Here is an 8,912-nt window from a genome sequence, read left to right as displayed (position 1 = left end):
GGCCCCCGCGGCCGCGCCCTCGATCCGGGCGGCGTCGGCGTCGTCGGCTCCGCCCCGCCGGCAGGTCAGCCAGGGTGCGCAAGCGGACACGTCGTCCCATGAACCGGCACCTCAGCCGCCGAGCCCGCCCGATTCCTCCCCACAATTCCAGCAGCACGGATACCAGTGGCAGCAGCCCTGGCGCGACACGACTCGGCGCGACTGGGACTGGCGTTCGTTCCGTTCGCAATTCGAGCACTCGGAGCACTCGGAGCCCCGGCACACCGACCACGATTCGTCACGCACCCACGACGACCGGCAATCCGAAGGGCGGAACTCCTGACTGTCAACACACCCGGGAATCGACACCCCCGGCGGTCGCTCCCCTCGATTCTCCGGGAGAGGCGCAAAACTGCAGGTAGGCTTCCGGGCCATGGCCAGGAAGGGCCGGATCGACGCGCGGCTCGCAACGCAGGTGCTCGTGCTGCAGTTCGCGGTGGTGGCGATCACCTTGGTCGTCGCGTTCGTGATGTTCGCCGTACTCGGTCACCAGGAGCTTCGCCAGGAGTACGGCCTGCGCGCGCTCGACATGGCGCGCGTGCTCGCCGCAGCGCCCGCGGTTCGGGCCGACGTCACCGCGATCGACGGGCAGCCGGGGCCGCTGGTGCCCTCGGCACTCGCTGCAGGCCCTCTGCAGACCGTCGCCACCCAGGTTCGGCAGCGCACCGACATGCTCTTCGTGGTCATCACCAACGACGAGGGCCTGCGACTGGCGCATCCGGACGTCGCCGAGTTGGGCAAGCGGACGAGCAGCGACCCGTCCGAAGCACTCGCCGGCCGCGAGGAGGTGGAACACGAGACCGGCACGCTCGGCCCCTCGGTGCGGGCGAAAGTTCCCATCTACGCGCCGAATTCGCAGCGGGTGGTCGGCGAGGTCAGCGTCGGGGTGTCGACGAAGGCCGTGCATGAACAGCTGTGGAGCAACCTGCGCGCCTCGGCGCTGCTGGGTGGCGTGGCCCTGCTGCTCGGCGCCGTGGGATCCGTGCTCCTCGCTCGCCGCTGGCGCTCGCTGACGCTGGGACTGCGGCCCACAGAGATGGCCGAGATGGTCCGGGTCCAGGCGGCGGTGCTGCACGGCATCGGCGAGGGCGTCGTCGCCGCGGATGCCGATTGGCGGACGGCGTTCGTCAACGACAAGGCCCGCCGACTGCTGGGAATCGGCGACGCACGGGGCCGGCCCGTGACCGACATCGGCCTGACCCCGCGGGTGCTCTCGGTGTTTCGCGCCGCGGACCCCACGCCCACGTTGGCCACGGTCGGGGAGCATGTCGTCGTGGTCTCCGCCAGGCCCGTCGAACGCAACGGGCGCAACCTCGGCACCGTCCTGGTGGTGCGGGACCGCACCGACGTCGAATCGCTGACCCGCCAGCTCGACGCCGTGCAGCTGATGAGCAGCGCGCTTCGCGCTCAGCGCCACGAATTCGCGAACCGGCTGCACCTGCTCAACGGCCTGCTGCACTCCGGACACACCGACGAGGCGGCGAGTTATGTCGAGGAGCTGCTCGGCACCGGACCACTGGGCTCGGCGGTGCCGGGAATGGACGCAGTGCGTGACCCGTACCTGCAGGCATTCCTCGCCGCGAAGGCAGCGGCCGCACGCGAAGCGGGTGTCACGCTCACGATCGGTGAGAACACCTGGGTCAGCGGACGGTTGGAGCTTCCGGTCGACGTCACCACGGTGCTCGGCAACCTGGTCGACAACGCCATCGACGCGACGAGGAGCGCCACAGGGGCGGTCAAAGAGGTCGAAATCGAACTGCTGCAGGAGCATTCGACGCTTCACATCACCGTCGCGGACAGCGGCTCCGGGGTGGATCCCGAGTTCGTCGACCGGCTCTTCGTCGAAGGCACCACCACCAAACCCGATTCGGGCATCCCCGGCGGCCGCGGCATAGGGCTGGCGCTGTCCCGCCAGCTCAGCCGGGCACTCGGTGGCGAGCTGCGGCTGTCGAGCGCCGGTGACCCCGCCGCCCGGCTGTGCGGCGCAGAGTTCATCGCCCGGCTGCCGGGAGTCATGATTGAGGAGGAGGCACAGTGGACGGCCCAGAATTGACGGTCCTGGTGATCGACGACGACTTCCGTGTCGCGAACATGCACGCCGAGATCGTCAAGGCGCTGCCGGGATTCACCGTCGTCGAGACGGTGACCACGCTGGCGGCCGCGGGCCGAGTCGGCCCTGTGGACCTCGCCCTGGTCGACGTGTACCTGCCCGACGGGTCGGGCGTCGACTTCGTGCGTCAGCTGGCCGGTGACGCGATGATGCTCACCGCCGCCACCGAGGCGCACACGGTGCGGGCCGCGATCGCCGCGGGCGCGCTGGGCTATCTGGTCAAGCCGTTCCCGCCGACCGAGTTGGCCGCCCGGCTGGCCGGTTACGCGCGGTATCGCCGGATCCTCGCGGCCCAGACGCTGAGTCCCGCGGCGATCGATGCGGCCATCGACGCGCTGCGGCCGAAGATCGCGCCGCCACCGCAATCCACGGCACCCCAGTCCCCCACCAGGAAACTCGTGTTGCAGGCCTTGCATGGTGCCGAACACCCGTTGTCCGCGGCGGAGGTGGCGGATGTGACAGGGGTGTCCAGGGCGACGGCGCAGCGCTACCTGGCGACGCTCACCGGTGCCGGCGAGGTGACGGTCGGGCTTAGGTACGGCACCACCGGTCGTCCCGAGCAGGAGTTCACTGCGGCGGCCGAGCGACCGCCGCGGCCTCGGCGCTGACGCCGCAACGGCGCTCAGTACGCGTCGTGCAGCCGCATCCACTCGTACGGCGGCTGCTGCGGCCATCCTTGCGGGGAGACCTCCCATGACTCCTGGCGGCCGTAGGCGGTCAGGTCGAGCAGGTCGAACACCACCATGAACGGCTCCTCCCCCCGGCGGTAGGTGCTCCAGGTGTGGAACACCCGGTCACCGTCGCGCAGGAAAGCGCTGATCGCATGGCGCTCCTCCCCGTCGACCGTCGCCTCGAAGTCCTCGTTGAAGGTCGACGTCCCCGACGACACCCACGGCAGATCCCAGCCCATCCGGTCTCGGAAGGCCAGCAGCTTGCCCACGGGCGCGCGGGAGATCAAGACGAGTGACGTGTCTTTCGCGTGCAGGTGCGACAGCGGGCCGATGTGGTCGGCCATCATCGAGCAGCCGGCGCAGCCCTCGTCCCAGTCCGGCCCGAACATGAAGTGCTGCACGATGAGCTGGCGTCGCCCGTCGAACAGGTCGAGCAGCGACACCGGTCCGCTCTCGGTGTCGAACAGGTAGGGCTCGGTGATCTCGACCATCGGCAGCCGCCGGCGGGCAGCGCTGACCTCGTCCTTGTGCCGGGTCAGCTCCTTCTCCCTGACCAGCAGCTCGGCGCGGGCCCGCTGCATTTCGCGCGGGAGACGATGGGCGGCAACGCCGACGGCCCGGTCACGCGAAGACCCCCACCGCATCAGCGACCCGGCGCAGCTGATCGATGTCGCTGCTCGTCGGGATCAAATGCACCTCGTCGGTGCCGATGTCGGCGAATCTGCCGAGCACCTCGACGAGTTCACGCTCTGTGCCTGCGAACCCGGTGGTCGGCGCCATCGCGTCGACGTACTCGGCCGGAATCCAGTTCATGTAGCGCCGCAGGTGGCGGTGCACCTGTCCGCGCGCACCGTCGTCGTCGCCGATCGCGAACCAGAACGACGTGCCCAGATGCGGCGCCGGCTTGCCGGCCTGGGCCCACGCACCGCGCGCGACGTCGTACAGTTCGCGCTGCTTGTCCAGATCCATGTCGAGCGTGATGCCGGCCAAGCCGCGCGCCCATGCCGCGGCGCTGCGCACGGTCTTCGGACCGATGCTGCCGACCAGCAGTTCGGGTCCGCCGGGCTGCACCGGCGGCGGCCCCACCGGCAGCACGGAGTCGGTGACCTTTTCCCCGGCCCACACCCGCTTCATCACCGCCACGCGCCGCGCCATCTCGCGCATCGTCTGGGTCGCGGGATCCGCGCCGGCGGCCACGTAGTCCTCGTGGCGACCGCCCACGCCGATGCCGACCGTCAGGCGACCGCCGCACAACATGTCACCGGTGGCCAGTCCCTTGGCGAGCATCACGGGATCGTGCAACTGGGGCACCACGACCGTGGTCACCAACCGCACCCGGTCGGTCCAGGCCGCCAGGGCGCCGAGCAGGGTCAAGCTGTCCGGATTGTCGAACGCGATGCGCTCGCCCCAGCACAGCGACGAGAACGGCCCACCGTCGATCACCCGGGCCCAGGCACGCAGTTGGGCCGAATCGAGGTTCGGCTCCATCACCGGCATGGTCATCCCAATCCGCACGCGGCGATTCTGGCACGGGTGGCAGCATCCAGGACATGGCAATCGACGCAACGACCATCGGGCACATCCGGCTCACCGTGACCGACATCGACCGCTCACGGCAGTTCTACGAGCAGGTGTTCGACTGGCCGGTGGCCGTGGAGATGCCCGCCGATGCCGACACGGCGACCCGGGAACGGCTGCACTTCCTGTTCGGCGGCGTCCTCTACCGCGTCGGCGACCTGCTGATCGGCCTGCGGCCCGTCGGCACCGACCGGTTCGACGAGGACCGCACCGGCCTCGACCACCTGGCGCTGCGGGTGTCCGGCCGCGACGCGCTGGACCGCGCGGCTGCTCACCTGGATGCGCTCGGCATCGCCCACGAGCCGGTCAAGGCCATCGGGCACGGCTGGATCCTGGAGTTCCGCGACCCCGACAACATCGCGCTGGAGCTGATCGCCGAGGCGTAGGTCAGCGCCGCAACCCGGCGACCGTCAACAGGTGTGGCCGGCGCAGGACCAGGCCCGCCCACAGCAGCACACCGACGTACACGGCGAACAGCGTGTGGGAGAACAGCGGCGCCTCGACCCGCATGTTGGCGGTGACCGCGCCACCGAGGTATGCGGTGATGCCGAGTGCGCCGAGCACGGCGGTCCGCGGAATCGCCCACACCGCAACGCAAATCGTCAACACGATGCCCATCACCAGCGTCTGCCCCTGCGGGAAGCCCAGCATGGCCGTGCCCTCTTCGGCCTGCGACGCACCCGCGAGCTTGCCGAGTGCGTCGAACACCAGGAACGCCCCGACGAGGACGCTGATCGCGATCCCGGCGCGCCGGGCCGCCCTGCTGCCTGCGGCGTCGACGGTGTTGTGCTGCGGTGATGATGCGGTGACGGTCATGGTGTGCCCCTCGGAGTCCGGCCTGATGTGTGACAGGGCAGACCGGACTCCGCCGCGAAACTCATCGGTGCGGGGGTTTCCCCCCGCCGGATCAACGGGGAAACACTGTGTCGCCCGCCGCCGCGACTCCATAGGTTTGAGGACATGGTCGCAGTCACCTCGAGCCCACCGCCGGCGCCGCTCGCCGCCGGTGAGAGCACCGGACCCACCGCCTCCGACGTCACGCCGGCCGTCCGCCACCTGGGTGTGACGGCGACGGCGTCGATGATCACCGGCGCCGCGATCGCCCTGGTGTGGTTCTGGATTCCGCTCGCGATCCTGGTCGTCGGCGTCTCGTCGATCCCGTCCGGCATCGGATTCGTGCTCGCCGCAGTCGTCTTCATCTACCTGATGCGCGGTGTCCAACACATCGAACGGCTGCGCAGCGAGGCGGTGTTCGGCCTGGGCATCGGCGTGGCAGCGCGCAATCTGTCGCACTACACCGGATTCGTGCGCTGGCTGCACCAGCAGTGGCTCGACATCAGCAGCGCCCGGTTCTGGAAGAGCGTGGCACACCACTATCTGCGGATGGCCTACGACATGCTGGCCGTCGGCGCCGCATTCGCCCTGACCGCCTTCGCCTTCCTGGCGCCGCCGGCGGCGATGGCCGTCAGCGCGAGCGACGACGACGCCGGCCTGCCGTTCCTGTCGCCGGTGCTGGCGTGGCTGCTCGCCGCCGTCGCGGTGCTCGCCGCCGTCGCCATCCTGGTGTTCGCCCCCGCCCTCGACGCCAGGATCGACCGTTGGCTGCTGTCACCGTCACCGACCGCAGCGCTGCAACATCAGGTGAGTGCGCTGGCCGACGCCCGCTGGGGCGCGGTGTCCTCGGCGCAGACCGAGCGACACCGCATCGAGCGGGATCTGCACGACAGCGTGCAGCCGCGGCTGGTGTCGCTGGCGATGACGATCGGACTCGCGCAGACCAAGCTCGACGCCGATCTGCCCGCGGCCAAACAGCTCATCGCCGAGGCCCATGACGACGCCAAGAGCGCACTCGTCGAACTGCGCAACGTGGTGCGCGGCATCGCCCCCACGATCCTGTCCGATCGCGGGCTGGATGCTGCGCTGTCGTCGGTGGTGCAGCGGTCCGCTGTTCCGACCACGCTCGACCTGCAACTGCCCCGCCGGCTGCCCGATGAGGTGGAGGCGTGTGCCTACTTCGTGGTGGCCGAGGCGGTCACGAATGTCGCCAAACACTCGCAGGCCAGTCAGGCGGTCGTCACCGTCCGGCTCGACGAGTCGTCTGAGGAGTTGCACGTCAACATCTTCGACAACGGCCGCGGCGGCGCGGGCATCACCGCGGACGACAATGCCACCGGCCTGCGCGGCCTCGACGAACGGGTGCGCGCCGCCCGCGGCGTCTTCACCGTCACCAGCCCGGCGACCGGCCCCACCAACGTCACAGCGGTGCTGCCATGCGCATCGTGATCGCGGAGGACTCCGCACTGCTGCGCGCCGGCATCGAGCGCATCCTCACCGATTCCGGCCATGACGTCGTCGCAGGCGTGCCGGACGCCACCAACCTGCTGCGCCTGGTCAACGAGGAGCATCCCGACCTCGTCATCGTCGACGTGCGGATGCCACCCACCTTCACCGACGAAGGCATCCGCGCCGCCGCGCTGCTGCGCAGCCAGAACCCCGAGTCGCCGGTGCTGGTGCTGTCGCACTACGTCGAGGAACGGTATGCCGCCGAGCTGATCGCCTCGGACACCAAGGGATTCGGCTACCTCCTCAAGGACCGGGTGGCCGACGTGCCTGCCTTCCTTGACGCCGTCGACGTGGTGGGCAGCGGGGGCACCGTGCTCGACCCCGAGGTGGTGTCGCAGATCCTGGTGCGCTCGCACCGGCGCAGCGTGCTCGATCAGCTGACACCGCGCGAACTCGAGGTGCTGCAACTGATGGCCGAGGGCCGGACGAACTCGGCGATCGCCACCGCGCTGCACGTCTCGGTCGGCTCCGCCGAGAAGCACATCGCGTCGATCTTCACCAAGTTGAACCTGACGCCCGACGAGGGCGAGAACCGTCGCGTGCTGGCGGTGCTGCGCTACCTCGAGTCGTGACCCACCCGGAAGGACCCCGCGCATGACCACCATCGCTCCCCCGCCGCCCGCACCGGCCGGACCGCCACCGCCGATCACGCCGGGCGCACGCACCGCGTTGCGCGCCGCTCTGATCACCGTCGCCGCCGTCCTGGTGGTCGGCAGCGTGGTGGCGTTCGGGGTCACGGCCTGGGGTGTCAGCACGGTCCGAGTGATCGCCGACAGCCAGGCCCTCCCCGCCGCGATGCGCTCGCTCGTCGTCGACAGCGGCGAGGTGCCGGTCGCCATCCGCATCACCGCCGACCGGGCGGCCCGCGAACCCCGGGTCGATCTGCGACTGGTGAACACCAACCGCAGCGGCGAACACCGGCTCTCGGTGACAGGTGCAGGCGCCGAGCGGCGCGTGACGATCGAGGAGTCACCGTCGCCGATGCTGAAGTGGGCGCGCGGCGGCGAGATCACCGTCACGCTGCCGCCGGAACAGGCGCGCAGGCTCACCGTGCGCACCCAGCAGCGGACCGGCGTCGTGCTGGCGCAGGCCGATGTCGACCAGTTGATCGCCCGCACCGACGACGGGGCGGTCATTCTCAGCGGCGCCGCTCGCCGGATCGAGGTCCACACCGTCGACGGCGAGGTGGCCTCGCACCACCCGGTCTCGGTGCGGGAGAGATTCAGCGCCGGCACCTCCGACGGAGACATCGCGGTCGACTTCCGCGACACCGCACCGCGCGTCGTCGACGCGGTGAGCCGCAGCGGCGACGTGGTGATCGGCCTGCCCGGCCGCGGCCCCTACCTGGTGCGCACCCAGTCGGGTCAGTCGGCGACGGTCGCGGTGCCCGAGACCGACGATCCCGGCGCCGCGGTCGGCGATGTCACCGCGCGCTCTGACACCGGCGACGTGGTGATCGAGGAAGCCGACATCCACCACCGCTGAGTCCGCCCCGCAAACCGCAACAAGAGACCGGGCGACTCGCCGCCTGCGCCGCGGGCAGGTCGCCGCGGCGCATGGCACCGCCGGTCGTCGCGCTCCTTCGACGCACTGCGCTCCGGGCGATGACCTACCAATGCGGGCTTCTACCAGCCCGAATATCGACCCTGGCGTCAATTCATCTACGACTCGAGCCGCGTCTGAACTGCACGTGTTTTCCGGACAACCAACACGCCGCCGTGTCACGATAAGCGGCGTTACGTTCGCAACGGCAAACGCCGGGACGAGTCATTGGGTCCGCACGTGAGGAGCAGTGGATGGGTTGGGCGACGACTTCGGGGCTCCGCGGCGCGATGACCAGAGCAGGTGTGGTCCTTGCTGGCATCGGCATCGCCGCCGCCAGTGCGATGGGCACCGCGAACGCACAACCGAACCCGAACGATCCTGAATGCCAGGTGAAGCCGTGGCTGCCCAGGTGCCTCGACAACCCACCGGGACCCGACGATCCCGCACCGCCGCCACCTCCTCCCCCCGGTTCCGGCATCCCGACCGGGCCGGCGGACATCGCGTGCATCAGCCAGCCCACCAATCCGATCTGTGCCGGCGGCCCCTACGCTCCCCCGACACCACCACCTCCGCCTCCGCCGCCTGGCGCGCCGCCGCCACCACCTCCCCCACCGCCGCCGCCGGGC

General features: G+C 70.3%; 8 protein-coding genes and 2 pseudogenes. 7 read left to right on the top strand and 3 right to left on the bottom strand.

Annotated features, from left to right (window positions below; all coding sequences use genetic code 11):
• The first annotated feature begins 412 nt into the window (after positions 1-412).
• Entirely contained in the window at positions 413-2,092 is a 1,680-nt protein-coding gene (locus Q2100_RS27420) for a sensor histidine kinase (protein WP_302916586.1), read from the top strand.
• Positions 2,074-2,757: a response regulator gene (locus tag Q2100_RS27415; RefSeq protein ID WP_264014440.1), complete on the top strand. Its 684-nt coding sequence runs from the start codon at positions 2,074-2,076 to the stop codon at positions 2,755-2,757. The genes Q2100_RS27420 and Q2100_RS27415 overlap by 19 nt, the downstream gene beginning before the upstream one ends.
• 14 nt (positions 2,758-2,771) lie before the next feature.
• On the opposite strand, the pseudogene Q2100_RS27410 reads toward Q2100_RS27415, so the two are convergent.
• Both Q2100_RS27410 and Q2100_RS27405 read right to left on the bottom strand, forming a co-directional pair.
• Positions 2,772-3,445, bottom strand: a pseudogene (locus Q2100_RS27410) (DUF899 domain-containing protein).
• Positions 3,442-4,323, bottom strand: a complete 882-nt coding sequence (locus Q2100_RS27405; RefSeq protein ID WP_302916587.1) for an LLM class flavin-dependent oxidoreductase — start codon at positions 4,321-4,323, stop codon at positions 3,442-3,444. Before Q2100_RS27405 ends, Q2100_RS27410 begins: the two are co-directional and overlap by 4 nt.
• 47 nt (positions 4,324-4,370) lie before the next feature.
• On the opposite strand from Q2100_RS27405, the gene Q2100_RS27400 reads away from it, so the two are divergent.
• A complete protein-coding gene (locus Q2100_RS27400) occupies positions 4,371-4,784 on the top strand; it encodes a VOC family protein (protein ID WP_264014442.1) in 414 nt (137 codons plus the stop codon).
• 1 nt (position 4,785) lies between these two features.
• On the opposite strand, the gene Q2100_RS27395 is transcribed toward Q2100_RS27400, so the two are convergent.
• On the bottom strand, positions 4,786-5,214 hold the full coding sequence (locus Q2100_RS27395; RefSeq protein WP_302916584.1) for a DoxX family protein: 429 nt from the start codon (positions 5,212-5,214) through the stop codon (positions 4,786-4,788).
• 144 nt (positions 5,215-5,358) lie between these two features.
• Between Q2100_RS27395 and Q2100_RS27390 the strand changes: the two genes are divergently transcribed.
• The 4 genes and pseudogenes from Q2100_RS27390 to Q2100_RS27375 all read left to right on the top strand — a co-directional run.
• Entirely contained in the window at positions 5,359-6,681 is a 1,323-nt protein-coding gene (locus Q2100_RS27390; RefSeq protein ID WP_302916583.1) for a sensor histidine kinase, read from the top strand.
• A complete protein-coding gene (locus tag Q2100_RS27385) occupies positions 6,669-7,313 on the top strand; it encodes a response regulator transcription factor (protein WP_302916582.1) in 645 nt (214 codons plus the stop codon). The genes Q2100_RS27390 and Q2100_RS27385 overlap by 13 nt, the downstream gene beginning before the upstream one ends.
• A 22-nt stretch (positions 7,314-7,335) precedes the next feature.
• The gene (locus tag Q2100_RS27380; RefSeq protein WP_302916581.1) at positions 7,336-8,226 is read left to right on the top strand and encodes a DUF4097 family beta strand repeat-containing protein; all 891 of its coding nucleotides are present in this window, start codon (positions 7,336-7,338) and stop codon (positions 8,224-8,226) included.
• A gap of 311 nt (positions 8,227-8,537) precedes the next feature.
• Positions 8,538-8,912, top strand: a pseudogene (locus Q2100_RS27375) (hypothetical protein); the annotation flags it as partial.

The organism is Mycolicibacterium arseniciresistens, assembly GCF_030519285.1.
Lineage (GTDB): Bacteria > Actinomycetota > Actinomycetes > Mycobacteriales > Mycobacteriaceae > Mycobacterium > Mycobacterium arseniciresistens.
The sequence above is the reverse complement of the archived record's forward strand: the minus strand, read 5'-3'. Positions and strand labels throughout refer to the sequence as shown.

Bases quoted from the DNA above. Each gene is read 5' to 3' on its own strand.
- Q2100_RS27400 (WP_264014442.1), top strand. From the start codon at position 4,371: ATGGCAATCGACGCAACGACCATCGGGCACATCCGGCTCACCGTGACC.
- Q2100_RS27395 (WP_302916584.1), bottom strand. From the start codon at position 5,214: ATGACCGTCACCGCATCATCACCGCAGCACAACACCGTCGACGCCGCA.
- Q2100_RS27405 (WP_302916587.1), bottom strand. From the start codon at position 4,323: ATGACCATGCCGGTGATGGAGCCGAACCTCGATTCGGCCCAACTGCGT.
- Q2100_RS27385 (WP_302916582.1), top strand. From the start codon at position 6,669: ATGCGCATCGTGATCGCGGAGGACTCCGCACTGCTGCGCGCCGGCATC.
- Q2100_RS27420 (WP_302916586.1), top strand. From the start codon at position 413: ATGGCCAGGAAGGGCCGGATCGACGCGCGGCTCGCAACGCAGGTGCTC.
- Q2100_RS27380 (WP_302916581.1), top strand. From the start codon at position 7,336: ATGACCACCATCGCTCCCCCGCCGCCCGCACCGGCCGGACCGCCACCG.
- Q2100_RS27390 (WP_302916583.1), top strand. From the start codon at position 5,359: ATGGTCGCAGTCACCTCGAGCCCACCGCCGGCGCCGCTCGCCGCCGGT.